At 63.7% G+C, this 24,142-nt stretch carries 19 protein-coding genes; 5 read left to right on the forward strand and 14 right to left on the reverse strand.

All coding sequences use genetic code 11. The features are described from left to right. Position 1: 1 nt before the first annotated feature. From EI983_RS01495 to EI983_RS01525, 7 genes are all read right to left on the reverse strand, one after another. Positions 2–2,062 (reverse strand): oxidoreductase, encoded by a 2,061-nt coding sequence (locus EI983_RS01495; protein ID WP_157705521.1) that lies wholly within the window; start codon positions 2,060–2,062, stop codon positions 2–4. Between the two features lie 3 nt (positions 2,063–2,065). After that, positions 2,066–4,117: an oxidoreductase gene (locus tag EI983_RS01500; RefSeq protein ID WP_157705522.1), complete on the reverse strand. Its 2,052-nt coding sequence runs from the start codon at positions 4,115–4,117 to the stop codon at positions 2,066–2,068. Between the two features lie 3 nt (positions 4,118–4,120). Continuing rightward, positions 4,121–4,795 carry a TetR family transcriptional regulator C-terminal domain-containing protein gene (locus tag EI983_RS01505; protein WP_157705523.1) on the reverse strand — a complete coding sequence of 225 codons (675 nt, stop codon included), beginning with the start codon at positions 4,793–4,795 and terminating at the stop codon, positions 4,121–4,123. Between the two features lie 50 nt (positions 4,796–4,845). After that, entirely contained in the window at positions 4,846–5,952 is a 1,107-nt protein-coding gene (locus tag EI983_RS01510; RefSeq protein WP_157705524.1) for an ABC transporter ATP-binding protein, read from the reverse strand. 2 nt (positions 5,953–5,954) lie between these two features. Next, positions 5,955–6,776: an ABC transporter permease gene (locus EI983_RS01515; RefSeq protein ID WP_157705525.1), complete on the reverse strand. Its 822-nt coding sequence runs from the start codon at positions 6,774–6,776 to the stop codon at positions 5,955–5,957. After that, on the reverse strand, positions 6,773–7,705 hold the full coding sequence (locus tag EI983_RS01520; protein ID WP_157705526.1) for an ABC transporter permease: 933 nt from the start codon (positions 7,703–7,705) through the stop codon (positions 6,773–6,775). Before EI983_RS01520 ends, EI983_RS01515 begins: the two co-directional genes overlap by 4 nt. A 125-nt stretch (positions 7,706–7,830) precedes the next feature. Then, entirely contained in the window at positions 7,831–8,949 is a 1,119-nt protein-coding gene (locus EI983_RS01525) for an ABC transporter substrate-binding protein (RefSeq protein ID WP_157705527.1), read from the reverse strand. 254 nt (positions 8,950–9,203) lie between these two features. Between EI983_RS01525 and EI983_RS01530 the strand changes: the two genes are divergently transcribed. Beyond that, positions 9,204–10,553, forward strand: a complete 1,350-nt coding sequence (locus tag EI983_RS01530; protein ID WP_157705528.1) for a flavin monoamine oxidase family protein — start codon at positions 9,204–9,206, stop codon at positions 10,551–10,553. On the opposite strand, the gene EI983_RS01535 is transcribed toward EI983_RS01530, so the two are convergent. Then, a complete protein-coding gene (locus EI983_RS01535) occupies positions 10,536–11,423 on the reverse strand; it encodes a LysR family transcriptional regulator (RefSeq protein WP_157705529.1) in 888 nt (295 codons plus the stop codon). The two genes, EI983_RS01530 and EI983_RS01535, sit on opposite strands and share 18 nt — an antisense overlap. Before the next feature lie 98 nt (positions 11,424–11,521). Between EI983_RS01535 and EI983_RS01540 the strand changes: the two genes are divergently transcribed. Both EI983_RS01540 and EI983_RS01545 read left to right on the forward strand, forming a co-directional pair. Next, complete coding sequence (locus EI983_RS01540) at positions 11,522–12,607, forward strand: sodium-dependent bicarbonate transport family permease (RefSeq protein WP_157705530.1); 1,086 nt, start codon at positions 11,522–11,524, stop codon at positions 12,605–12,607. Between the two features lie 128 nt (positions 12,608–12,735). Next, positions 12,736–13,653, forward strand: a complete 918-nt coding sequence (locus tag EI983_RS01545) for a DMT family transporter (protein WP_157705531.1) — start codon at positions 12,736–12,738, stop codon at positions 13,651–13,653. Here EI983_RS01545 and EI983_RS01550 read toward each other — a convergent pair whose 3' ends face one another. Then, positions 13,654–14,322 carry a thiamine diphosphokinase gene (locus EI983_RS01550; RefSeq protein WP_157705532.1) on the reverse strand — a complete coding sequence of 223 codons (669 nt, stop codon included), beginning with the start codon at positions 14,320–14,322 and terminating at the stop codon, positions 13,654–13,656. 149 nt (positions 14,323–14,471) lie between these two features. On the opposite strand from EI983_RS01550, the gene EI983_RS01555 reads away from it, so the two are divergent. Then, a complete protein-coding gene (locus EI983_RS01555) occupies positions 14,472–16,925 on the forward strand; it encodes a hypothetical protein (RefSeq protein WP_157705533.1) in 2,454 nt (817 codons plus the stop codon). 58 nt (positions 16,926–16,983) lie between these two features. Here EI983_RS01555 and EI983_RS01560 read toward each other — a convergent pair whose 3' ends face one another. From EI983_RS01560 to EI983_RS01580, 5 genes are read right to left on the reverse strand one after another with little or no spacing between them, the layout of a single operon-like run. Then, positions 16,984–17,985 carry a helix-turn-helix domain-containing protein gene (locus EI983_RS01560; RefSeq protein ID WP_157705534.1) on the reverse strand — a complete coding sequence of 334 codons (1,002 nt, stop codon included), beginning with the start codon at positions 17,983–17,985 and terminating at the stop codon, positions 16,984–16,986. 56 nt (positions 17,986–18,041) lie between these two features. After that, complete coding sequence (locus EI983_RS01565) at positions 18,042–18,608, reverse strand: sarcosine oxidase subunit gamma (RefSeq protein ID WP_246162237.1); 567 nt, start codon at positions 18,606–18,608, stop codon at positions 18,042–18,044. Further along, positions 18,601–21,549: a sarcosine oxidase subunit alpha family protein gene (locus EI983_RS01570; protein ID WP_157705535.1), complete on the reverse strand. Its 2,949-nt coding sequence runs from the start codon at positions 21,547–21,549 to the stop codon at positions 18,601–18,603. The genes EI983_RS01565 and EI983_RS01570 overlap by 8 nt, the downstream gene beginning before the upstream one ends. Beyond that, positions 21,546–21,833, reverse strand: coding sequence for a sarcosine oxidase subunit delta (locus EI983_RS01575; RefSeq protein WP_157705536.1), 288 nt, complete (start codon positions 21,831–21,833; stop codon positions 21,546–21,548). The genes EI983_RS01570 and EI983_RS01575 overlap by 4 nt, the downstream gene beginning before the upstream one ends. A 13-nt stretch (positions 21,834–21,846) precedes the next feature. Then, complete coding sequence (locus EI983_RS01580) at positions 21,847–23,097, reverse strand: sarcosine oxidase subunit beta family protein (protein WP_157705537.1); 1,251 nt, start codon at positions 23,095–23,097, stop codon at positions 21,847–21,849. 79 nt (positions 23,098–23,176) lie between these two features. On the opposite strand from EI983_RS01580, the gene EI983_RS01585 reads away from it, so the two are divergent. Beyond that, positions 23,177–24,142 carry a GlxA family transcriptional regulator gene (locus EI983_RS01585; protein ID WP_157705538.1) on the forward strand — a complete coding sequence of 322 codons (966 nt, stop codon included), beginning with the start codon at positions 23,177–23,179 and terminating at the stop codon, positions 24,140–24,142.

The following is a 24,142-nucleotide window of genomic DNA, read 5'->3' on the forward strand; positions in this document are numbered from 1 at the left end:
CTCAGGCACCTCTCGGGAAATCGTCGGACAGCTCGGAAATTTCACGCAGGAAGGGCACGCCATCGCTGGCAGGCGCACCCAGCTCCCGCGCGGCAAGGTGGCCCGCATAAACCGCCGCCGCGATCGTGCCTGGGACAAGGCAATCACCGACCCTGCTGAGTGACGGCAGCCGCGCTTCCCGCAGCACGTCATAGAGATCATCCACCGGCTGCCGCATGGTCACGAGCAAGGCAGAGCCGCAGTCGAGTTCGCGCTCGGCCCCGGTATAGCCACAGGCCACCACCGCTTTGTCGCGGCTGACCTGCTCAACGGTGTGCGAGGTCATCACCCGCACGCCCATTTCCATCAGACGCGCCTGAATCACATGCTGTTCCAAAGTGTTATGCGTCCAGGCCGACACCTCGGCGGCGGGCGTGACCAGCGTCACCTCCACCCCTGCGCCGCGCAGCTTTTCGGCCATCAGCCCGCCCATGTAGTAATGATCGTCGTCAAAGATCACCACCGGGCCATCGACCTCGACACCGGCAAATACATCGTCAGGTGTAAGGATCGTAGCCCCATCCTCGATACGCATGCCCTGCGGGTGCGCCCGGCCGATCCCGTCGCGGTCCCAGAGCGAGCCGGTGGCCAGGATCACGTGATCGGCACCGAACTCGGCAATCGCCTGCGCGTCCATAGGACTGTTGGTATAGGCGTTCACATTGGCCATCTGGCTGATCATGTAGGTCCGGTGATCCACCACGCGGCCCCATTCCGCCAGCCCGGGCAGGCGCCGTTCATGCACCAGCCTGCCGCCCATCTCCTCACCCGCCTCGGCCAGCGTGACGCCATAGCCCCGCTGTCCCAGCGCCCGCGCCGCCTCCAGCCCCGCAGGCCCTGCGCCCACGATCAGCACGGTATCGTCGGCATGTTTGCGGGGCATCCGGTCCGGGTGCCAGCCGCGCCGCCATTCCTCGCCCATGGTGGGGTTCTGGGTGCAGCGCATCGGTGTGAAACTGTGATCCCCCGAGACGCAGATATTGCAGCCGATACATTCGCGGATTTCCTCGATCCGCCCCTCTTCGATCTTCTTGGGCAGGAACGGATCGGCAATCGACGGCCGCGCCGCGCCGATGAAATCCAGTTGCCCGCCCTTGACCAACGAGACCATCGCATCGGGCGAGGTATAGCGGCCCACCCCCACCACGGGCTTGGTGGTCACGGATTTGACGAAAGACACATAGTCGTCCTGATACCCCGACGCCTTGAACCGCGAGGTGGCGCTGTCATGCTCCCAGCCCGAGATGTTCACATCCCACAGATCCGGTTCCTCCGCGACCATCTCGATCAGCTCTCGCCCTTCTCCGTCAGAGGTAAAACCCACATCCCCCAACAGCTCATCCACCGCAAAGCGCACGGCCACCGCCATCGTATCGCCCACCGCGTCCTTGGTATCTGCCAGGATCTCGCGGAACAGGCGCGAGCGGTTTTCAAGCGAGCCGCCATATTCATCCGACCGCCGGTTCCTGTAAGGCGACAGGAAATGCGACATCGTACTGAGCTGGTGCCCGATATAGACATAGACAAGGTCATAGCCCGCGCGTTTCGCCCGCAACGCGGCGTCGCGGTGCCAGCGGCGCAGGTTGCGTATATCCTCGCGGTCCATCGCTCGGGCCTGGATCGGGTCGCATGCGGCGATCGGTATGGCCGACGGCGCCATCACCGGCATCCGGGAGAACTTGTTGGCGGCCATCATCCCGGCATGGTTCAGCTCGATCCCCGCCAGACTGCCGAACTCGTGAATGCCGTCACACATGCGCGCATGAATGGGAATGTCGCGGTCATCCCAAAGCCGCCCCCCGGACCAGGGCGAATGATCGGCGGAGGGGTGGATTTCCACCTCTTCGGTACAGACCACAGCCCAGCCGCCCTCGGCCTTGGTGCGGCGCATCGCGGCCATGGATGACGGATAAACCCGCCCCATCCCGTTGCAATGCGGCACTTGATAAAACCGGTTGCGCGCCGTCACCGGGCCGATCTTCACCGGCTCGAAAAGTACATCATATCGTGGGTCTCGGGTCATGGGTCAGTCCTTCGCCAGTTCCGGCAATTCGCGGCGGAACGGCACGCCTTGCGCGGGCGGCTCTCCCAGCTCGCGCGCATAGCGGTGGCCCGCATAAACCGCCATCGCAATGGTGCCGGGGGCCAGACAATCGCCGATCCGCATCAGCGAGGCGGGCGCGTCTTCGCGCGCGATGAGCGCCTGATACAGCTCGTCCTGCGCCTCGCGCATGGTCACCGGGATCACCGTGCCAGCGGCCAGATCACGCTGCGCCCCGGTATAGATGCAGGACAGCGTCACATGATCCGCCCCGATCCTGGTGAGCGTGTGCAGCGGGATGATCTGCACGCCCAGCTCCATCAGCCGCGCCTGGATGAACCCCTGCTCCATCGTGTTATGCGTCCAGTGCGACACATCCGAGGCCGGTGTCACATAGCTCACCTCATGCCCCGCCACGCGCAGTTTTTCCGCCAGGGCGCCGGCCATGTAATAATGCTCATCGTCAAAGATCACGACTGGCCCCTCGGGGGCAGCCCCCGCCATGATCTCATCTGGCGACATCACCCGCGCGCCTGCCTCCGCCGGGATCGGATAGCCGTGACTGCGCCCGATGCCGGACGTCGCCCATTTGGCACCAGTGGCCAGCACCACATGGTCAGCCCCGAATTCCAGCACCTGATCGGCGGTCAGCCTGCTGTCCAGATACACCCCGACATTGGCCATCTGGCTGATCTGATACTCCCGGTAATCCGCCACCCGCCGCCAGGCCGACAGCCCCGGAAGCTGGCTTTCCACCGCCACACGCCCGCCAACGGTGTTGCCGCCCTCGGCCAGCGTCACCTCATACCCCCGCTGCCCCAGCGCCCGCGCGGCCTCCAGTCCGGCCGGGCCTGCGCCCACGATCAACACGCTCTCTTCCGCATGGCGCGGCGCGATGCGCTCCGGGTGCCAGCCCTTGCGCCATTCCTCGCCCATCGTCGGGTTCTGCGTGCAGCGCAGCGGCACGTGGATGAAATCCGCCGTCACGCAGATATTGCAACCGATACATTCGCGAATGTCCTCGATCCGCCCTTCCTCCACCTTCTTCGGCAGGAACGGGTCGGCGATCGATGGCCGTGCCGCGCCAATGAGGTCGAGCTTGCCCGACTTGATCAGCGACACCATCGTGTCGGGCGAGGTGAAGCGGCCCACGCCCACCACGGGCTTGGTCGTCACGGATTTCACGAAAGAGGTATAATCGGTCTGGAAACTCTCCTCGGAAAACCGTGACGGCTTGCTGTCCTCTTCCCAGGTCGAGACATTGACATCCCACAGGTCGGGGATCTCGGCCAGCATCTCGATGATGTCGCGCCCCTCCGCCTCGCAGGAAATCCCGTCAGAGCCCATCAGTTCATCCACCGCCAGCCGGACGGCCACGCAACAGGTATCGCCGATGGCATCCTTGGTGTCCTCCAGGCATTCGCGCAAAAGGCGCACGCGGTTTTCCAGTGACCCGCCATATTCGTCCATCCGGTCATTGCGCCTGCGTGACAGGAAATGCATGAGCGTCGTCATGTCATGCCCGGCATAGAGATAGACCACGTCAAACCCCGCCGCCTTCGACCGTCGCGCCGCGTCGACATGCATTTTCCGGAACGCCCTGATATCGGCCTTGTCCATGGCGCGGGCCTGGATCGGCTCGGGCATGTCCACGGGCCGCGCGCTCGGCCCCATCGGCACTTCGCGGCTGTAGTTATTGGCCGCCCCCATGCCCAGATGCGCCGGTTCTATCCCCGCCAGCGCGCCATGCGCATGCACTTTCTCGACCATCTTCGCGAGGATCGGAATATCGGCATCGTCCCAGAGCCGCCCCTCGATATATCCCGCCAGCTCCGATGTGTGGCTGATCTCCACCTCCTCGGTACAGACCACACCCCAGCCGCCCTCGGCCTTTACGCCGCGCATCTCGGCCATCGACGAGGGATAGGCATAGCCCATCCCATTGCAATGCGGCACTTGATAGAACCGGTTGGGCGCCGTCACAGGCCCCAGCTTCACCGGCTCGAACAGGATGTCGTAACGCGGGTCTCTTGGCATGGATCAGCCTTTGCAGGATTGGTCTGTCGGTGAAGGGAAATGCTTCGGGAAAGTGGCGGCGAAATACTCCCGCAGCCGCGCCTTGGCATGTTCGCGGGTGAAGTCCTTGGGGTAGATCAGGATATTCAGGCAAAAGCCGTCATAAAGCCCTTCCAGCGTCTCGGCGACATGTTCGGCATCCACATTCGCGTAACCGCCTTCGGCAATGATCTGCTCGCACAGATCGCGCGAGATTTCCCAGCGCTCTTCGTCGATCTCCGACATGATCTTGCGATAGGAAGCGCGATACCCCGCCTCGCCATAAAAGCCGAACCAGACCGCCAGCTTCTTGCGGTTGCAGATGCTGGGATGAAAATGCGCGTCGCCAATGGCCATCAGCTTGGCCTCGGGGGTCAGGTCTGCATTCGCCGCCGACTTCTGCCAGTGATCGCGATGCTCCCGCGCAAGATAGCGCAGGGTTTCCTCGAACAGGTTTTCCTTGTTCTGGAAGTGAAAGTTCACGATGCCCAGCGACAGACCGGCAAAGCCGGTGACCGTGGTCATGGTGGTGCCCGAAATGCCGTGCTTGGCGATCGACGTGATGGTCGCCTCGATCAGCTGCTGACGCCGCACCTCTTTTGATGCGGTGCGCCCGACAGTCCTGTTCGTCTTTGCGGCCTTGGCCGTCACTTCGGTCATATTCCGGTGCCTTCTTTCCGGTTTGGCGTTAGATGAACGCTCCGCGCCGCTCAGGTATCGGCGAGCAGAACCATGGCGTCGTTATTCCAGCTCAGCCAGACGGGCCGCGCGCTCTCGGCATTGATCCCGTCCACACGCTCGCGGTTCTGTGCCGAAACGGCGACGGGCTTGTCCTGGCCGGGGATCGAGACATAGAAATGGCTCCGTTCGCCCAGATAGGCCGCGTTTTCCAGCGTGCCCTGGATGGCGTTTTCGGCCCCCTCGGGCCTGTCATCGCTCAGCCGCAGTTTCTCGGGGCGAATGGCCACCTGCACCTGCGCCGCATTGGCAAAATCCTGCCCCCGCGTCAGGGCCGTCACCTCGCCCAGCCCGCTGGCCTTGACCGGCACATGCTGCGCCCCCGAGGTGGCGGCCGTCACCGTGGCATCGAAGAAATTCATCGTCCCGATGAATGACGCAACCTGGCGGCTCTGCGGCAACTCATAGAGCCCCGTCGGCGTATCAAGCTGAAGCACCTTGCCGCCCGACATCACCGCGATCCGGTCCGAGAGCGTCAGCGCCTCCTCCTGGTCATGGGTCACGAACACGAAGGTGATCCCCACCGTCCGCTGCAACGCGCGCAGCTCAAGCTGCATCTGTTCGCGCAGCTGCTTGTCAAGCGCGCCAAGCGGCTCGTCCAGAAGCAGCACCTTGGGCCGCAGGATCAGCGCACGCGCCAGCGCGATCCGCTGCCGCTGCCCGCCCGACAGCTCATTGGCCTTGCGGTCGCCGTAATCCGGCAGCTTGATGAGCTCCAGCATCTCGTCGACCATCTCATAGCGCTTGGCCTTGCTGAGCTTCTGCTTGCGCAGCCCATAGGCGATGTTGTCGCGCACGTTCAGATGCGGAAAAATCGCGTAGCTCTGGAAAACCATGTTGACCGGGCGCTGGTGCGGCGGCACCTCCGACATGGCCTGCCCGTCGATATAGATCTCGCCGTTTGTCGGGTTCTCGAACCCCGCCAGCATCCGCAGAAGCGTTGTCTTGCCGCAGCCCGACGACCCCAGCAGCGAGAAGAACTCGGCATGGCCGATATCCACGCTCACATTGTCGACGGCCTGGAATTTGCCGAAATACTTGTCGACATTCTGGATGGAAATGAAGGCGTCACCACTCATATTCAGCGCTCCCCTTTGACGCCGCCAAAGGCCGCGTCGCGATTGATCCATTGCCCGACGAAAACGATGATGAACGAGGCGACGATAATCATCGAAGACAGCGCCAGCACCGACGGGAACTCCTGCGGGAACCGCAGTTGACCCCAGATATACATGGGCAAGGTCGGGTCTGTTCCGGTCAGGAAAAAGGCCATGATGAACTCATCGAACGAAACCGTGAAAGTCAGAAGCAGGCTCGCCAGGATACCGGGAAAGACGATCGGGAAGGTCACCCGCCAGAAGGTCCACCACCCGTTCTCGCCCAGATCAGCCGAGGCCTCTTCCACCGATTGATCAAACCCCTCGAAGCGCGGCAGCAGCGTCGCGATGGAGAAAGGCAGACAGATGATGATATGGCCAACCGTCACCGTGTAGAGCGACAGCGGCACGCCCATCTGGCTGAACAGCACCAGAAGCGCCACGCCAAAGATAATCCCCGGCACCACCAGCGGCAGCATGATGAAGCCCACCAGCGGCCCCTTGCCGGGGATGCGGTAGCGGGTGATCGCCTTGGCGGCGAAAATGCCCAGCGTGGTCGAGAAGACCGCAGTTGCAATCCCCACCTTGACCGAATTCATCAGTGCGGCCCAGACGGGCTCCCGCGACATCAGCTCTCCGTACCATTTCAGCGTGAAGCCCTCGATCGGGAACTTCACGTAGATCGAGTCGTTGAAACTGAAGAGCGGCAGGAACAGCACCGGCACGTAAAGGAAGATCAGGAAGAAGATCGCATAGATCTGTAACGGCCGGTTCGGGCGGTTGATATACGAGACGTCTTTGCTCATGTCAGTCGATCCTTCACCAGCTTGGTGAGCACAAGGAAGACCAGCGCAATCGCCGCGATGGTCAGCATCAGGATGATCGCCAGCGTCGCCCCCATCGGCCAGTTGTTGACCGGGCCGAATTGCAGCTGGATGAGGTTCCCGATCATCAGCCCATCCGGCCCGCCCAGCAGCGCCGGCGTGATATAGTCACCCGTGGTGGGGATGAAGATCAGCAGGCAGGCCGAGATGATCCCGGGCATCGACAGCGGCAGGGTGATGCGCAGGAACCGCGCCACCGGCCCGTCGCCAAGGTCTGTCGCGGCCTCAAGCAGCGATTTGTCGATTTTCTCAAGCGACACATACATCGGCAGGATCGCAAAGGCCGCCCAGGCATGCGCCAGCGTGATGATCACGGCATCGGTTGAATAGAGCAGAAACTCCAGCGGCGCCTCGATCAGCCCCAGCCCCATCAGCGCCGAGTTGATCACGCCCTCATAGCCCAGCACCACTTTCCACGCGAAAACCCGCAGCAGGTAGCTGGTCCAGAAGGGCAGGGTCATCAGAACGATCCACATCATCTTGTTGCGATGCACATGGAAGGCGACGTAGTAGGCCATCGGATAGGACAGCACCACCGTGGCCACCGTGGCCCATCCCGAAACCATCAGTGACCGCGACAGCAGCGCGCCATAAAGGGGCTGTTCGGCAGCGGTCTGGTAATTGTTGAGCGTCAGCGATGTGTCAAAGCCAAAGCCGACAGCGGTCCAGAGGCTGATTGTGATCAGAATTCCGAAAGGGATGATGATCCCGATGATCAGAACGAACAGCGTGGGAGACAGAAGGCTAAAACCCTTGAGCGTGTCGCTTTGATTGAAACGCGCCTTCCAGCTGCGCTTGGTCTGCGTTCGGTCCTCGCCCGGCGGGGCGTCGTTTGCGGTTGCGTCTGCCATGGCGGTCCGTCCCTCTCGTCACACACGCCGCACCTGCCCGCTCCTTCGAACGGGGCCGGGTCAGGCGGCTCGGATAAGCTGAAAAAGGCAGCCGCGCGGAGCGGCTGCCTCTGGGTCGTCGGGGATCAGAACCCGGCCTTGATCTGTTCGAACAGGGCGTTCATCTTCGATTCCCACTCCTGCGTCTGCGGCTTCTGGAAGTGGCCGGACCCGAGGATATCCGTCGGGTTCTTGCTGAGCCCGAGACCGACGAGGGTCTCCTCGTCGAAATGGTCGAAGGTGTTTTTGTTTGAGTGGCCATAGCCATAGTCGTTGACCATGAACTTGCCCGATTCCACGCTCAGAAGGCTGTCGATCACGTCATAGGCGCGGTCGACATTGGGCGCGTCCTTGTGGATCATCAGGCCGCAGACCCAGGTCAGCGCGCCCTCCTTCGGGTTGGCAAACTTCACCGGCACGCCTTCCGCCGCCAGCGTCACGGCCGACGAGTTCCAGGTCATCGCCGCGACCAGCTCGCCCGAGGCCAGCGCCTGCTCAAGCGAGGTCGTGTCATCGGTATAAACCCGGATATGCGGGCGCTGGGCGCGCATGATTTCGGCGATCTTCTCGAAGGCTTCGTCGCTGTCGATATTGTCAAAGCTGATACCGGCCTTGATCGCCCCGACCCACCAGGCATCCGCCCCGGCGCCAAGGCTGCCCAGACGGCCCGAATAGCGCTCGTCCCACAGCATGTCCCAGCTTTCCTCGCCATCCAGCTCGACAAGGTCGGTCCGGTAGGTGATCGAGGTCGAGCCCCAGTCAAACGGCACCATCCAGAGGTTGTCGCCATCCTGGTTGCCCTCAAGCTGCGTCAGCTCGGGGATGATGTCGGCGCCATGCGCCAGGCGCGACACGTCAACCGACTGGAACAGGCCGGTGGCCGCCCAACGCGGCACCGCCTGGTTACAAGGGTGCGAGACATCCACGACGAACCCGCCGCGCATCTTGGTCAGCGCCTCTTCGGAGGCCCCGAAAATCGCGAAATTCGGCAATGCGCCGTTCTTTGTCTGATACTCCCCGAACAGCTCGGGAATATCATAACCGCCCCAGGTAAAATACGTGGCCTGGTCCCCGTCCGAGGCGTGCGCCATCTTGCTCAGAGGCACCGTGGCCATACCCACGCCCGCCGCCATCAGCGACCGCGTAAACGCACGGCGGCTCATCTTGCCTTCTTTCACCGCACCCAATTGGTCGAGTACATCCATGTTTTCGTCTCCCTGTGTCTGGCCGACAATCCGGCCTCCTGTTGAGCGCATCCTTTCCGGATTGCGCAAATTTTTATGGCCCTCTCCGGGGCCGATTATGTCACCTCATCCCCTCGCCTTTCGGCGGATTTATGAGCATTCACTGAATGAGTATTCAATGAATGGGTTGATTTCGCCCGCGTGTCAAGAAGACTGTGAACAAGAATCACCTGACAAATGACAGCACTGCTTTCTTCATCTTGGAAAGAAAAAAGATGCCCCACACGCTATCCGGGAATCTGCCGCGCCGCACATTTTTCAGGGGTCTTGCGGCCCTGACCCTGCTCAGTTCTGCTGCGCGGGCCTTGCCAAGCGCGCCGGACGTGGTCGTTGTCGGTGCCGGGATCGCCGGGCTTCAGGCCGCCCACACCTTGCAGGCGGCGGGCCATTCCGTGGCGCTGGTCGAGGCGGCGGGCCGCATCGGCGGGCGCGCCTATACCGAGAGCGACACCTTTGGCGTCCCCTTTGACCACGGCTGTAGCTGGATCAACGCGGGCCATGTCAATCCGTTCACCGCCATTGCCAGGCGCGACGGCTTCACCCTGCTCGATCACAGCTCGGCCAACAGCTCCTATTTCGTCGATGACGCAGCTGCAGATGCCGAGCAGCGCCGGGCCTATGATGCCGCCTGGGGCGCTGTCGAACAGGCGCTGACGGCGGCGGGCCAGGCAGGGCTTGATGTTCCGGCGTCAACGGTCATGCCGCAGGGCAACCCCGATATCGGCGTCGCGCAAAGCTGGACCGGGCCGATGGACTGGGGGGTCGATTTCGATGACCTCTCGACGCAGGACTGGTGGACCTCCGAAGGCGGCGATCCGAGTTTTCTGGTGAAGGAGGGGCTGGGTGCCGTTGTGGCGCATCACTTCCGCGACATCCCCGTTGCGCTCAACACGCCGGTCACCGCCATCGACTGGAGCGGGCAGGGGGTGTCCGTGACCACGCCGCAAGGCACGATCAACGCCCGAGCCTGCATCGTGACCGTCTCCACGGGCGTGCTGAACGCAGGCGGGATCCGCTTCACACCAGAGCTGCCCGCCGAAACAGGTCAGGCCATCGCCGATCTGCCGATGGGTCTGCTGGCCAAGATCACCCTTCTGTTCGACGGCACGCGGCTGGGCTTCGCGCCCAATGCCTGGCTTGATTACCGGGTGCCGCGCGAGATGGCGACACCGGCCTGTTTCTTCCTCACCTGGCCGTTCGGTTTCAACTACATGGTCGGCTTTGTCGGCGGACGTTTCGGCTGGGAGCTTTCGGCAGCAGGGGAGGCGGCGGCGATCGACTTCGCCCTCGGAGAGCTGGAGCGTATGGTCGGCTCGGACGCGCGCAAGCACTTCGTCAAGGGCCACCTGACCCCCTGGGCCAGCAACCCCCACACCCTTGGGGCCTATGCCGCGGCGCGCCCGGGCCGGTACGGCGCGCGCGAGGTTCTGGCGCGCCCGCTGGCTGAAAAACTCTGGTTCGCCGGAGAGGCGACGGGCATGCCCTACGTGGCGCTCTGCAACGGCGCCTATCAGGCGGGCGAGGCGGCGGCCAGGGCGCTCTCCGCGTCAGCCGCCCTGCGCTGATCCGGGCTGCGGGTTGAGCAGTTCTGCCAGACCCGGATGCGGAAACTGCCGCGGCAGGGTAACCGCATAAAACGGCTCGACAATGCCCAGCTCGAACGGCGCGGTGGCCACCCGTCCGCTGGCGATCTCATCGGCCAGAACAACCGACGGCGCCACCGCCACACCTGCCCCCTCGCGGGTCAGCAGGCGAACCATGGCCATATCGTCCACATCGGCGGCGATCCGCGGGCTCAGCCCCAGCCGCGTGACCAGTTCCTCGAACCCCGCCCGCACGGTGCTTTCCGTCGGCAGGATCAGCGGCTCTTCGCGCAACAGCGCCTCCAGACTGTCGTGGCGCATCCGCTCCGGAACGCCATGCAACTGCACCTCCTGCTGGGCCATGCGCTGCGCGGCAAAGGCCGTGCCGGACCGGGCGGGAGGGATTTCGGTGCTCAGCACCACGTCAAGCTCCATCTCTTCGAGATCCTGCAACAGGCGCGCATTGCCGCCCGACTTCAGGATCAGCGGATAGGTGCCCGCCGCCAGAAGGGGCTGCAGAAATCCAAGCTGAAAGTTACGTGACAGGGTCGAAAGCGCGCCCACGCGCATCGGCGGGCGCGCGGTGCCCGCCTGTTCCAGCGTCGCCAGAAGCTCCTGGCCCGCACCAAAGATCCGGTCCGCATGGGCCAGTGCAATCCGCCCGGCTTCGGTCAGTTGCAGGCGCCGCCCCACCCGGTCGAACAGCGCATGGCCCAGCCGCTCTTCAAGCTGTTTGATCTGAATCGACAAGGCGGACTGCGACAGGTTCAGCCGTTCCGCCGCCTGGCCCAGATGCCCCTGATGGGCCACCTCACGAAAATACCGCAGATGATGATAGTTCAGCCGGTCCATATTTCTATTATATAGAACAAAACGGCCACATAAATATATTTTTATTTATCTATAGGCTGGCATAGCACAGGGCAACCCAGATTTGAGGAGCCTGTCTCATGGACATCGTCATGACCATCGCCACCACCGTCGTGGAACAGCTGCAAAAGCCAACCCTGGCGTTTCTTATCGCCGGGATGTTGCTGGCGTCGCTCGGCAGCAAATTCGAAGTGCCCGAACCGGTCTACAAGTTCATCGTCATCCTGCTTCTGCTCAAGGTTGGCATGGGGGCGGGGATCTCGGTGCGCGAAGCGGACCTGATGTCGCTGCTGGTGCCGGCCCTCGGTGCGGGCGTGGTGGGCATCCTGATTGTCCTGATCGGCAGCCGGACCCTGGTGCGCCTGCGGGGGGTCTCCGAGCTGGACGGGCTGGCAACTGTCGGGCTTTTCGGGGCGGTCTCTGCCTCGACACTGGCGGCGGGCATGGCGGTGCTCGATGATCAGCAGCTCTATTACGAAGGCTTCATCGGTGCGCTTTATCCCTTCATGGACATTGCCGCCCTTGTCACGGCCATCGTTCTGGCCAAGCTGGCGCAGGCGCGCAAGGCCACGGCCATCCAGAGTGTTGGCGGCACAGGCGGCGCTGCGCTCGCCGGGGGGCCTGCGGGCGGCGTCGGCGGCAGCGCCCCGATCGGCGGCATGGACAAGGGCCTGCTTGGCGGCATCCTCACCGATACATTCCGCAGCCCGGCCATTTCGGCACTGGTGATCGGCCTTGCGCTGGGCATGTTCTCGCAACCTGACAGTGTCTACAAAAGCTTCTACGAGCCTCTGTTCCGGGGTCTGCTTTCGGTGCTCATGCTCATCATGGGGATGGAAGCCTGGTCACGCCTGTCGGAGCTGCGCAAGGTGGCCCACGCCTATGTGCTCTATGCCCTGACAGCCCCGCTGGTGCATGGCCTTCTGGGCTTTGGTGCCGGGCTTGTCGCCCACCATTTCACCGGGTTCTCCGCGGGCGGCGTGGTGCTTTTGTCGATCATGGCGGCGTCCAGTTCGGATATCTCCGGCCCGCCCACCATGCGCGGCGCTTTGCCCGAGGCCAACAGCTCGGCCTATGTGGGCGCGTCCACCGGGCTTGGCACGCCGGTCGCCATCCTCAGTATCCCGGTCTGGATCGCGCTGGCGGAGATGGTGATCGGGTTCTGAGCGGACAATGTCACGGACATGGGGCAGGGGCGGTCTTCGGGCGGCCCCTGTCGTGTTTTGGCAGGAACCGGCGCCCGCCTGTCGCAATCCGTCTGGACAGGCCCGCACCCCGCTCCTAGCGTCGCGCCATGACCCGCGACCGTACCCTCCTTGGCATCCTCTGCATGATCGGCTTTGCCACCATCGCCCCGGTGATGGATGCCTTCGCCAAGGCCACGCCCGCCTATATCCCGGTGATGCAGATCCTGGCCTTCCGCTTCGGCATTCAGGCGCTGGCCCTGCTGCCCATGGCGGCGGGGATGCGGCTCATGCACCGCCCCGCGGCGCGTGAATGCGGCCTGCACCTCGTGCGCGCGCTGCTCATCGTGGTGGCCACCGGGCTTTTCTTTGCCGCGATCCGCTTCATGCCCATCGCCAATGCGCTGGCGATCTTCTTTGTCGCGCCGTTCATCATCACCCTGCTCGGCGGGGTGCTTCTGGGCGAAGAGGTGGGCCCGCGCCGCCTTGTCGCCTGCGCCATCGGCTTCGCCGGGGCGCTGCTGGTGATCCAGCCCAGCTTCGAAGACCTCGGGCTCGTCGCGCTCTTTCCACTTGGCACTGCGCTCTGCTTTGCCTTCTACATGATCATGACCCGCCGCATGGCGACACGCATTCACCCGATTGCGCTGCAAGGGTACACGGCCTTCGCCGCCTGCCTGATCATCCTGCCGCTCCTGACCGCCTTCAACGGCACCGGCAACGCGCTTCTCGATCCGGCAATGCCGCACGGCCTCGCGGTCTGGACCCTGCTTGGCGTCGGCATAGTCTCGACCATCTCGCATCTGTTCATCAGCTTCGCGCTTCGGCTGGCGCCGGCCGCCACCATCGCGCCGCTGCAATACCTTGAGATCGTGGCGGCCACTGTCCTGGGCTATACCGTCTTCGGGGATTTCCCCGATGCGCTCACCTGGCTTGGCATCGCGGTCATCGTCGGCTCGGGGCTCTATGTTTTCATGCGCGAGCGGGCGCTACAGAAGCGCACCATACCGCCCACTTCGGCGGTCTGATCAGGGCCAATGCGCCGTTGTCCGGCGCAGCGCCTCGACCACCGGTTCCAATGTATGTTCCGGCAGGATCACCAGCATTTTCGGCGCGGTCACGCTCAGTTGCACAGGCCCGCGCGCACGGTTCGACGTGCCGACCCGCCCGTCAGGCGCAAAATTCAGCCCGCCGATCTCCCATTCCAGCCCGTCGGAAACCCCTTCGACCGCCCCCATCGGAAACAGCGAAACGGTCGTGCCCGCCTCCAGCGGCAGCAAGCAGCCGGGAGGGGCCAGAAACACCAGTTCCTCGCGCCCCAGCAAGAGACAGCGCTGCGCCGGGTGGCGCACCAGGGTGTTGTAACAGGCAAGCTGATGATCCAGCCGGTCGCCCGAAAAGCCGATCCCGATCACAAGCGGCGCGCTGACATTGCGCAGGCATTTGTCAAAATCAGTGCTGTCCTGCTCGTCGATCCGGTGCAGGCTCGCCTCTGGCAACGCCGCACAGCTTGCTTCACTGATCGAGTCGAAATCGCCGATCACAGCCTCGGGCCTCAGCCCATGCGCCAGCGCCGCATCCGCCCCCCCATCGGCGGCTACGACATACGGGGCCAGCGCCAGCGCCCGCCGGGCCATATCTTGGTCAAAGGTCGCCCCGCCGATGAGCGTGACTGTTTCCTCTGTGTTAACAATCAAGCGATTTCTCCATGATTATTGGCAATTTGGCAAAGAGAGCCTTATTTTAACCACGAAATGATACGCTAAAATTCTCAGAATCGGGCCGCTTTCGACGCGTCCAGCATGGTAAACAAGGCTTTGCGGGCAAAGCTAAAGCGAGCATTGGAATGATTAACAACAGCAAAATCCTCACAGTCTCTTATGGGACGTTTTCGTGCACTCTGGAAGGGTTTGACGACAGTTTCGGCACGATGAAGGCTATTGCGGAGTATTTCCGTGATCTGGCTGCGGATGACCGGTATTTCGGCGCGGAACCACCGACGCCCGATGCCGAGATGCTGGCCCGGATCGCCGAGCGCGAGATCGCGCGCCGTGTGCAGGCCCATGAGGATGGCGGCAAGATCGTGCTGCGCGCCTCAGAGCCGACCGCTCCGGCCGCGCTTCAGGCGGACCCGGTTGAGCAGGCTCCGCAGGCCGAAGCGCCCGCGCCCGCGCCCGCGGCTCCTGCAGAGGCTCCGCGCTTTACCGCCCCGATGCCCGCGCCGGGCGCTCCCATTGCTGAGCCCGTTGCAGAGCAGCCGGCCCCCGCCGCGGCGCAACCATTCGCCCCCGCGGATCAGCCCACCGAACAGACCGCCGAACAGACCCAGGCGGAAGATGCGGCGGAAGAAGCTGTGTCCGACGCGGATTTCACCGCCAATATCGCCGCGCTCACCGCCAAAGACGAGGCCGAGGCAACCGATGCGCAGGCCGAGGTGGACGTCGAAGATGCGCAGAGCGAACCGGAAGAGGCCGAAACGCCCGAGGCCGAAGTCGCAGACGCCGAGGAACCGACCGACGAGATCTACACCGAGATGGCCGAGGCGGATATGCCCGCAGCGGACTCCCTTGCTGATGAGGCCGGGGACGACGCGTCTGACATGCCTGCCGCACTGGCCGAAGACATGCCGGAAACGGCCGCTGAACCCATCATGCCCGAACCTGTTCAGGCGTTTGAAAAGACAGAAGAAATTACCCATCCAGATCCCGACAGCGTCGCCGCGAAACTGCGTCGTATCCGCTCTGTCGTGGCCCAGTCCGAGCAGGGCTATGGTGACACCGAGTATACCGAGGACGAGCATGCGCAGGACTTCCTGGACGACACTGCTGCGGATCTCGATGCCGCCCTTGCCGTCGATGACGCCGCCGAGCTGAGCGCCGCAAGCGCCGAGGAAGAGGCAGCGGCACGGGACGCAGCCGAAGCCGAGGCCGCAAAGGCCATGTTCGCCAACATCGCCGCTCAGGCTGAGGCTGAGGCGGAGGCCGAGGCGGAGCTTGAAGCAGAGGTTGAAGCGGAGCTTGAAACAGAGGTCGAAGCGGAGGTTGAAGCCGAGCTTGAGCCCGAGGCGGAGCCTGCTGCCCCCGAAACCCTCATCGAAGAGGCCGAAGAGGACAGCACCGTCGAGGACACGCTTGCGCAGCTTCTGGCCGACGCCATGCCCGAGGACACCGACGAAGAGGGTGACGAGGACACGGCCGAAGCCGAGGACGACATCGACAACGTGGCCGAGCGTCCGCTGGATGCACGCGTCGTCAAGATGAAGCGCAGCGTGCTCGAAGAGGCTATGGCCTCCGGCGAGCTGGCCGAGGAAGAGACCGCCGCAACAGAGACCGGCGAAGATACCGTCAACCTGTTCACCGACGAAGCCGGGGACGATATCGAAAACGCGCTTTCGCCCGAAGAAGAAGCGGAACTTCAGCGTGAGCTTGCACAGGTCGAAGCCGATTTCGCCTCGGATGCCGACATGCAGGACGAGGACGACCTTGCCGCCGAAACCGAGGATCAGCCCGAGGCGGCGGCCGAGCTGGATGATGACGATGACGACATGCTCGACGTCGCCGAAGACGACCTGCAAGAGGCGCTTGACGATGCCTCGACCACCGCGGCACGCGGCGTTGACCGGCTTCAGGCGGTTGAAAAGACGTCGGATGTCTCGCGTATCTTTGAGCAGGCGGACAGCCAGCTCGACGCGCCCGATTCAAGCGCGCGCCGCACGGCGATCCAGCACCTGCGTGCCGCCGTTGCCGCAACCCGCGCCGATCAGAATGCCGGCGTGGATATCTCGAACGACAAGGATGACAGCGCCTATCGCTCTGATCTGGCCGACATGGTGCGCCCACGCCGCCCCAGCGCCAGCGGCAGCCATCGGTCCGAACGGCCGGGCATGGAGCGTCCGGCACCGCTGAAACTGGTCGCCGAACAACGGATCGACACGCCGCGCGATCCCGTGCAGCCGCGTCGCATCCGCACCTCGGACATCGCCGAGGAAGCGATGGAGGCCGTTGGCGACGGTGCCGGTGGATTTGCCGAGTTCGCCGAGGAAATGGGCGCAGGTTCGCTGCCCGAACTGCTCGAAGCCGCCGCCGCCTATATGGCCGATGTGGAAGGCCGCCCGCAGTTCTCGCGTCCGATGCTCATGGGCAAGCTCAAAGAGGTCGAAGGCGAAAGCTTCTCGCGCGAAGACGGGCTGCGGTCCTTCGGCCAATTGCTGCGCCAGGGCAAGCTGCAAAAGCTGCAGGGCGGGCGCTTCGCCGTCACGGACGAGACGGAATTCCGCGCCGAGACCCGCAACGCGGGCTGATCGCCGGACACACCTGATTGAAAGACGCCGGTCCCTCGGGGCCGGCGTTTTTTATGGCTCAGTTCGGCCGCAGCCCACCATAGCTGTGCAGCCGCACCTGCTCGGGCGCTTCGCGGTACTTCTTCACGAACCACTTTTTCATCAGGGTCACGTTGGAAAACCCGCAAGCCACCGAAATCTCGTTCATCGGCATCGAGGTCTGCGCCATGAGGTTGCGCGCCCGGTCCAGCCGCAGATCGCGGTAGACCTTCAGCGGCGTCTGCCGCAGCAACTCGCGAAACCCGCGTTCCAGCTTGCGCGGGGACACATCCAGAAGCCCCGCGATCTGCCCCACGGTCAGCGTATCCTCCAGGTGCTCCAGCATGAGCGTCAGCGCCTCGCCGATCACCGGATCGCCCTGCGCCATGCGGGTATAGCGCCAGTGTTCTCCGGCCATGTTCGGGCTTGCCTGCGCATCCGTCAGGCCCAGGTATTTCGACAGGGCGGCGCGGGTGAACTCTCCGTCGCGCGCGCCGATCAGCTCCACCATCATCCGGATCGCCGCTGTCGGGCTGATCGCCGAGCTGAGCGATTTGTGATGACAGGTCGCGGCCTCCACCATGTCGAGGCCGGGCGCCGTTTCCATCACGCCGGGCTGAAAATTGGGATGCACCGACAGTTGCTTTGCGCCCAGCACCCCCGCGCCCAGCGGCACGAACACCGCCGAGCCCACCACGCAGAGCCGCGCGGCATTGCGGATCGAGCCTCGCAACGCGCTCAGCCGGTCAGAGGCGGGCCGCCAGGGCATTTCAGTTCCGCCGATCAGCACCAGGGTCTGTTCCGGGCTGCACGCAGGCCCGTCCAGTGAATCGAGCGCCACCTCGCCCTGCAGATGCTCCCAGCGATAAACCTCTTCGCCAAGCAGCCGGTTGGCCGAACGCAGGACATCGATACAGGCTTCGGCGGCAAAACCGACCCGCTCATCCTGGCTGAGAAACACGAAATCCGAGGACAGGCTACGCTGATTTTGCAGCGGGGCCACGAATGTGGGGCGTGTTGGCTCTAGGTTTTCAAGATACATGTCTGATCTTCCTTTCCCTGGCTCTCACGGGTCCCTGGTCCGCTCGAAGTTTCCGGTTAGCTCGCGTTTTTAATTGATGTTTCAATGGCATGCAGGAATGTCCCCGCTGAGGAACTGGCCGATAGCAGCAGCCAGCCTTCCGCCCCGGTGCGGATGATCACCACGCCCAGATGCTCCATCACCGTGCGCTGTGCTGCATCCACGGCAAAGGCGGCATCATGCAGATCAAGCGGGCAAATCCGCTCCAGCGCACGCACGGCCCCGGGGCCGTTCAGCTCCAGCGCGCACCACACATCGGTCTGATCGGTGGTATAGGCCGCGCCTTTCAGCCGCTCGGCCACCACGCGCTCGGCATCCGGCGTCGCATGGGTGAACATCACCATCGCCAGATCCGGCGAAAGCCGCATCAGCCGCGCACCGTCCTTGGCTTTGGCCGACATGCCCACCTCGGGCAGCGCCACGCCATAGGCCGCTTTCACCGCCTTCCCGGCCGCCGCTTCGCCGCCCAGCGGCAAGGCGATGGACACCAGCGCCACATCGGCGGGCGCTGAGAGGCGCATGTCGCCATAGTCATGATCCACGCCCGCAAGGGGCGGCTCGGCTGTCAATCTAAACTCAGGCACGAAGACGCTCCCCCTCTGGGTCAATGAAATGGGCCGAGCAGATTTCCACCTCCATCTCGGTCCCGTGCACGGGGCTGACCGCGCGCACGATCTCGCCCATGCGCGTATCACCCGCCTTGATGAAACCAAGCCCGATGGAATGGCCCAGGATCGGCGAATAGGCGACCGAGGTCATCCAACCCTGATCATTGGCCATCGTGGCCTCGGCATTGCGGTTGATAAAGTGCGATCCGGCAATCAGCTTCACCGATTTGTCCACCGGCTTGAAGCCCACCAGCTTGATCGCATCCTCGCGCAGCATCTCGGGCCGCTGGCTCAGGACATTGCCGATGCATTCCTTCTTCTGGCTGACCATCCGGCCCATGCCAAGGTTATACGCCGAGGTCTGACCGTTCAGCTCATTGCCCGCGGCATGGCCCTTTTCGATGCGCATCACACCCAGGGCTTCGGTTCCATACGGCACCGCATCGTATTCGGCACCGGCCTCCATCAGCACACCCATCATCGCATTGCCATAGCGCGCAGGCACGGCGATCTCATAGGCCAGCTCGCCGGAGAAGCTGATCCGGAACAGCCGCGCGGGCATCCCGCCACACACCGTTACTTCGCCGCAGGCCATGAAGGGGAACGCCTCGTTGCTCAGGTCGTGCTCTGCGTCCACCACCTTGCGCAGCAGGTTCCGCGCATTGGGGCCTGCCACGGCAAACTGCGCCCAGCCATCGGTGGTCGAGATCAGGTGCACATCCATGTTCGGCCACAGGCATTGCCGCGCAAATTCCAGCCGCCGGAACACAAGCACCGCGTTGGCGGTCGTGGTGGTCATCACGTAATGGTTCTCGCCCATCCGCGCGGTGGTGCCATCGTCATAGCAAATGCCATCCTCGCGCAGCATGATCCCGTACCGCACCTTGCCCACGTCGAGCTTGGCAAACCCATTGGCATAGACCTTGTTGAGGAAGGCGGCGGCATCCTTGCCCTGAATGTCGATCTTGCCCAGCGTGGTCACGTCGCAAATCCCGACCGACCCGCGGGTCATCTCCACCTCGCGGTCAACGCTGTCGCGCCAGCCCTTTTCGCCCTCCCGCGCATACCATTGCGCCCTCAGCCAGTTGCCAACCTCTACAAAGGTCGCACCATTGGCCTCGGCCCACTTATGCGAGGGCGTGAGGCGATAGGGACGGAAATCCTTGCCACGCGCCCGGCCTCCCAGCGCGCCCATCGGCACAGGTGTGTAGGGCGGGCGGAAGATCGTCGTGCCCACTTCGGGGATGGTCTTGCCAGCTTCCTCGGCCAGAATGGCCAGCCCCGAGATGTTCGAGGTCTTGCCCTGATCGGTGGCCATACCCATCGTCGTGTAGCGCTTGAGCAGCTCGACGGACCGGAACCCTTCGGTATTGGCCAGCTTCACATCCTTCACGGTCACATCGTTTTGCAGATCGACCCAGGCGCGTTTCTTGCTGGCCTTCACATGCCAGAAGGCGGCGCAGTCGCGCGGCTCGTCCTCGGCCTCAGGCAGATCTGCCTTGGCCGGGGTGATCCCGATCGCCTCCAGCTGCGCGCTGGCCTGCGCCTGACCCTCGGCCAAAGCGGCGGCGAGCGTCATGGAGCCATTGGCGGCGCCCGCCACGGCCATGCCCACCGGCAGCGTGCCGCCGGGCACAAAGGCACAGAGGTCATCGCGCCATTCCGGCCGCCCGCGCTGGTGACAGGTCAGGTGCACATTGGGGTTCCACCCGCCCGAAACAGCAAGGCAATCACAGGGGATAACCTGCCCATCGGTCAGCGCAACGGACTTCAGCCCCTTGCGCCCCACCGTGTCCATCACCGCAGCGTTCCGGATATGCCGTGCGCCGGGCACGTCACAGACCGCCGCCTTGTCACGGCTGTCGATAATGGCCACCACATGCACGCCCTTGGCGGCCAGGTCCTGCGCCGTGCGCCAGCCATCGTCGTTGTTGGTGAACACAGCCACTTCGCGCCCCGGTGTGGCGCCGAAACGGTTGACATAGGCGCGCACGGCCGATGCCATCATCACGCCAGGCCGGTCATTATTGCCAAAGGCGATGGGTCGCTCGGTGGCCCCGCCCGCCAGCACGGCGCGCTTGGAATAGATCCGCCACAGGATCTGCCTGGGCTTGCCGTCGGAACTGGCCAGATGATCGGTGCAGCGCTCCAGCGCGCCATAAATACCGTGGTCATATGCGCCATAGACGGTGGTGCGGGTCATCAGCCGCACATTGTCCATCGCAGACAGCTCCGCCACAGTCTGCGTCGCCCAATCGGCCCCGCTCTGGCCGGACACCTCCAGCGTTTCGGCATTCAGCCGTCCGCCGGGGCGGAAATCCTCATCCGCCAGGATCACCCGCGCGCCCGACCGCGCCGCCTGCACTGCCGCGCTCAGCCCCGCAGGCCCGGCCCCGATCACCAACAGATCGCAATGCAGGAAGCCCTTGTCATAGATATCCGGGTCTTCCTTCATGCTCAGCCGCCCAAGGCCCGCAGAAGAGCGAATGATCGGCTCGTAAACGCTTTCCCAGAACTTCCGCGGCCACATGAAGGTCTTGTAATAGAACCCGGCACTCAGGAAGGGCGACAGGAAATCGGTCACCGCCATCAGGTCATATTCCAGCGGCCCGCGATGGTTCTGGCTGGTGGCGCGCAGCCCGTCGAAAAGCTCGGTCACCGTGGCGCGCGTGTTCGGCTCCTGATGGGCACCGGTGCGCAGCTGCACCAGAGCGTTGGGCTCTTCGCTGCCTGCGGTGAAGATGCCGCGCGGGCGGTGATACTTGAACGACCGGCCCACCAGCTTCACGCCATTGGCGATGAGTGCCGAGGCCAGGGTGTCGCCCGGATGCGCTTTCATCCATTTGTCGTTGAAGGAAAAGCTGATCTCTTCGCTGCGGTCGATCTGACCGCCGTCGATACGGTGTGACTGGCTCATTTGTCGCGCCCCCGGGAGCGGGCCACGTCGCGGGCCATCTCCACCTTCGAGATTTCATGGGTAAGCGTGTTGCGGGTGATCACCAGCCAGGACCGGTCGCCCTGCTCGTGATACCACAGCTCCTGATGTTCGCCTGCGGGGTTGTCGCGCAGATAGCCATATTCGACGAATTGCGCCATCGCATCCTCGGCCTGCCAATCGGGCCGGTCCATCATGCAGGCATCGCCCAGATACACGAACTCGGCGGCATCGCGGGGGCCAAGAAGCGGGTGATTGATAATCATGTCTCGATCCTCCTCAATGCAGGTTGGGCTGGTTGCCCTGACCTTTTTCGTCGATCAGGTTGCCGGTCATGAACCGGTCCAGCCGCATTTGCGCGGCGACCGGGTGTGGCTCGTCCTTGGCCAGCAGATGCGCATAGCAATACCCGCTTGCCGGCGTCGCCTTGAAGCCGCCATAGCACCAGCCGCCATTGAAATAGAGGCCCTCGATATGGGTCTTGTCGATGAAGGGCGTGCCGTCCATCGACATGTCCATCACCCCGCCCCAGCTGCGCAGCAGACGCGCGCGGCCGATCATCGGCATGATCGCCATACCGCCCTCGGCCACATCCTCGACCACCGGCAGGTTGCCGCGCTGGGCATAGGTGTTGTACCCGTCGATATCGCCACCAAACACAAGCCCGCCCTTATCGGACTGGCTCACATAAAAATGGCCCGCGCCAAAGGTTATCACCCCAGGGAGAACAGGTTTTAACCCTTCGCTGACGAAGGCCTGAAGAACATGAGATTCAATCGGCAGGCGCATCCCTGCGAGGGCGGCCACCCGGCCGGACGAGCCGGCCACGCACATCGCCACCTTGCGCGCACGAATCGCGCCGCGCGTGGTCTGAACGCCCCGGCAGACACCGTTCTCGATGTCGATCCCGGTGACTTCGCAATTCTGGATGATGTCCACGCCCCGGCTGTCGGCCCCGCGCGCATAGCCCCAGGCCACCGCGTCATGCCGCGCCGTGCCGCCGCGCCGCTGATAAAGGCCCCCCTTGATCGGGAACCGCGCATTGTCGAAGTTGAGGAACGGCAGCTCGCGCCGCAGCTGTGCTTCATCGGCCAGCTCGGCATCCGCCCCGCTGAGGAACATCGCATTGCCGCGCCGCACGAAGGCGTCCCGCTGCGCGTCGGAATGAAACAGGTTCAGGATCGAGCGCTGTGAGACCATCGAGTTATAGTTCGTGTCCTGCTCCAGGTTTTCCCAAAGCTTCATCGACATCTCATAGAAGGGCTGGTTGCCGGGCAGCAGATAGTTCGACCGGATGATCGTCGTGTTCCGTCCGATATTGCCTGAGCCAAGCCAGCCTTTCTCCAGCACCGCCACGTTGCGCATGCCGAACTCTTTGGAGAGGTAATAGGCCGTCGACAGCCCATGCCCACCGCCGCCGATGATAATGATATCATATTCCGGCTTCGGATCCGGCTCGCGCCAGGCGGCTTTCCACCCCTTGTTGCCGGTCAGGCCTTCCTTGAATATCCTGAATGCCGAATAACGCATGTAGCTCAGTCCCCGCAGATGGTGTTCCCGAACCATTGCTGGACAAATGCGAATCGACTTCCTCAAAATAGTCGGTTAGATGTCTGTTATGGACACGATTGGTACAAATCCAGCCGAACGCCGTATCGGCATCCTCGTGATCCCCGGATTCGCGGTCATGTCCTACGCCTCGCTGGTCGAGCCGATGCGCGCGGCCAACCTTCTGGGGCGGCGCAGCCTCTACCGGATGATCAATATCGGACTGACGGGCGAGCCCATTCCAAGCTCCGGCGCTGCGGTGGTGATGCCCCAGGCGCAGGTGGGTGATGACCTGCGCCTTGATACGCTTTTTGTCGTCGCGGGCGGTGACCCGACAGGCTTCAGCGACAAACGCACCTTCGCCTGGCTTTCCCGCCAGGCCCGCGCAGGCGTACAGATCGGCGGGGTGTCGGGCGGGCCGATCATCCTCGCCAATGCCGGGCTGATGAGCGGGCGGCGCATGACCGTGCACTGGGAACACGCCGAGGCGCTGGCCGAAATCTCGCCGCATCTTCTGATCGAGCGGACGCTCTTTGTGATCGACCGTGACCGCGTGACGTGCGCGGGCGGCACTGCGCCCATGGACCTGATGCACGCGCTCATCTCACAGCATCACGGCGTGCCCTTCGCGCGGCTTGTCTCCGACTGGTTCATGCATACCGAAATCCGCCCTTCAGCGGGGCCGCAGCGCGGCGGGCTCGTGGCCCGCGTGGGCAGCACCAACGCCGCCATTCTCGATGCCGTCCGCGCGATGGAGGCGCATGTGGCCGAACCGCTCGCGCTGACCGATCTTGCCCAGATCGCGGGCCTCTCCCCGCGTCAGCTCAACCGGCTCTTCACCGAAAAACTGGGCCGCTCGACAATGCGCTATTACCGCGACCTGCGGTTGGAGGCGGCACAGAACCTCCTGGCCAATTCACCCCTGTCCCTGACCGAGATCGCGATGGCCACCGGCTTCGCCTCGCCGTCGCATTTCTCCCGCGTCTATGCCGAAAGCTATGGCAAACCGCCTTCTGTCGGCCGCTGA

The organism is Roseovarius faecimaris, from assembly GCF_009762325.1.
GTDB lineage: Bacteria > Pseudomonadota > Alphaproteobacteria > Rhodobacterales > Rhodobacteraceae > Roseovarius > Roseovarius faecimaris.

Excerpts from the sequence above, each read along its gene's own strand:
- EI983_RS01570 (WP_157705535.1), bottom strand. The coding sequence starts at position 21,549 with ATGAGCCAGTCACACCGTATCGACGGCGGTCAGATCGACCGCAGCGAA.
- EI983_RS01530 (WP_157705528.1), top strand. The coding sequence starts at position 9,204 with ATGCCCCACACGCTATCCGGGAATCTGCCGCGCCGCACATTTTTCAGG.
- EI983_RS01505 (WP_157705523.1), bottom strand. The coding sequence starts at position 4,795 with ATGACCGAAGTGACGGCCAAGGCCGCAAAGACGAACAGGACTGTCGGG.
- EI983_RS01560 (WP_157705534.1), bottom strand. The coding sequence starts at position 17,985 with ATGTATCTTGAAAACCTAGAGCCAACACGCCCCACATTCGTGGCCCCG.
- EI983_RS01520 (WP_157705526.1), bottom strand. The coding sequence starts at position 7,705 with ATGGCAGACGCAACCGCAAACGACGCCCCGCCGGGCGAGGACCGAACG.
- EI983_RS01545 (WP_157705531.1), top strand. The coding sequence starts at position 12,736 with ATGACCCGCGACCGTACCCTCCTTGGCATCCTCTGCATGATCGGCTTT.
- EI983_RS01510 (WP_157705524.1), bottom strand. The coding sequence starts at position 5,952 with ATGAGTGGTGACGCCTTCATTTCCATCCAGAATGTCGACAAGTATTTC.
- EI983_RS01580 (WP_157705537.1), bottom strand. The coding sequence starts at position 23,097 with ATGCGTTATTCGGCATTCAGGATATTCAAGGAAGGCCTGACCGGCAAC.
- EI983_RS01525 (WP_157705527.1), bottom strand. The coding sequence starts at position 8,949 with ATGGATGTACTCGACCAATTGGGTGCGGTGAAAGAAGGCAAGATGAGC.
- EI983_RS01575 (WP_157705536.1), bottom strand. The coding sequence starts at position 21,833 with ATGATTATCAATCACCCGCTTCTTGGCCCCCGCGATGCCGCCGAGTTC.
- EI983_RS01540 (WP_157705530.1), top strand. The coding sequence starts at position 11,522 with ATGGACATCGTCATGACCATCGCCACCACCGTCGTGGAACAGCTGCAA.
- EI983_RS01495 (WP_157705521.1), bottom strand. The coding sequence starts at position 2,062 with ATGACCCGAGACCCACGATATGATGTACTTTTCGAGCCGGTGAAGATC.
- EI983_RS01535 (WP_157705529.1), bottom strand. The coding sequence starts at position 11,423 with ATGGACCGGCTGAACTATCATCATCTGCGGTATTTTCGTGAGGTGGCC.
- EI983_RS01555 (WP_157705533.1), top strand. The coding sequence starts at position 14,472 with ATGATTAACAACAGCAAAATCCTCACAGTCTCTTATGGGACGTTTTCG.
- EI983_RS01500 (WP_157705522.1), bottom strand. The coding sequence starts at position 4,117 with ATGCCAAGAGACCCGCGTTACGACATCCTGTTCGAGCCGGTGAAGCTG.
- EI983_RS01585 (WP_157705538.1), top strand. The coding sequence starts at position 23,177 with ATGTCTGTTATGGACACGATTGGTACAAATCCAGCCGAACGCCGTATC.
- EI983_RS01515 (WP_157705525.1), bottom strand. The coding sequence starts at position 6,776 with ATGAGCAAAGACGTCTCGTATATCAACCGCCCGAACCGGCCGTTACAG.